Below are 1227 nucleotides of genomic sequence, written 5' to 3'. Positions count from 1 at the left end.
TTGCGGGTGTTGGAGCTGCGGCCGGGCCTCGGCAGCGGCGGATTTTTGGGGCAGGCGAATTTTTCCGATTGGCTGGCTTCGCAGCGTTCGGTGCGCCTGAGCGCGCTGATCTTTTTCTTCCGGCAGATGGCGTTCATGCTGCGGGCCGGCTTGTCGGTGGCGCATGCCTTGGAGCTGGCACAGGCGCAAGTTTCCAGCGCCCGGCTGAATCTGACCGTGCGCCTGATGTTGAAGGATATTGAGGCCGGGCAATCGCTGTCGTCGGCGATGGGCAAGCATCCGCAAGTGTTTCCGGACATGGCGATCAATCTGGTGGTGGCCGGCGAGAACACCGGCGAGCTGGACGAGATCATGGAACGTCTGGCGGTGCATCTGGATAAGAAGGCGGCCTTGCGGGCGCAAACCGTCAACGCCATGATTTATCCGCTGATCGTGGTGCTGGCGGCCATCGGCGTGGGGGTGTTTATGGTGGTAAAAATCATCCCCAAATTCGCCAAATTCCTGCAAGGCAAGGGCCGGGCGCTGCCGCCGTCCACGCAAATGCTGATCGATATTTCCGATTTCGTCCGCGCCAACGGCTTGTGGATCATCGCCGGCGTGGCGGGGGCGTTGCTAATGGTGGCGTTGATTTACATGACTCGGCGCGGACGCCTCTACATCGACCATGCGCTGTTAAGGCTGCCGGTGATCGGCAGTCTGTTGGTCACCGGGGCGATGGCGCAGATGAGTTGGGCCTTGTCGATTTTGCTGCGCAGCGGCGTGACGGTGTACGACGCCTTGAAGATCACCGGTAATTTGCTGGGTAACCGGGTTTACGCGGACAAGCTGCGCCAGGCGTCCGAATCGATTTTGCAGGGCCGGGACGTGGCCACCAGCATCAGTCACCCCAGAATACCGGTGCTGGTGACGCAAATGGTGGCGGTGGGCGAGAATACCGGCAGCCTGGACGGGGTTTTGCTTGAATTGGGGATTTATTTTGAAAAATTGCTGGAAATCGCCATCAAGCGCCTGTCGACGCTGATCGAGCCGGCGATGATTTTGGTGATCGGCGGCATGGTGGGCTTTGTCTATTACGCCTTTTTTCAGGCCTTGTTTTCCTTGGTGTCGGGCCGCGCATGACGGGGGCCCACGCTCTGGCGCGGGAGCCGATACCCGCTTTCCCGCGCGGGACAACCTTACGCGTTGCCACGGAGGACCGTGGGAACGAGGCGTAGGCCGGAATAAGCC

The 1227-nt window shown here is 60.6% G+C and carries 1 protein-coding gene; it reads left to right on the top strand.

What is annotated here, in order from left to right; all coding sequences use genetic code 11:
• Positions 1-1119 (top strand): type II secretion system F family protein (locus NP596_RS21470; RefSeq protein ID WP_256617418.1); only part of this gene is annotated, 1119 nt, incomplete at its 5' end.
• Between the last annotated feature and the right edge of the window lie 108 nt (positions 1120-1227).

The sequence above is a fragment of the Methylomonas rivi genome (assembly GCF_024505165.1).
GTDB classification, from domain to species: domain Bacteria; phylum Pseudomonadota; class Gammaproteobacteria; order Methylococcales; family Methylomonadaceae; genus Methylomonas; species Methylomonas rivi.
The sequence above is the reverse complement of the archived record's forward strand: the minus strand, read 5'-3'. Positions and strand labels throughout refer to the sequence as shown.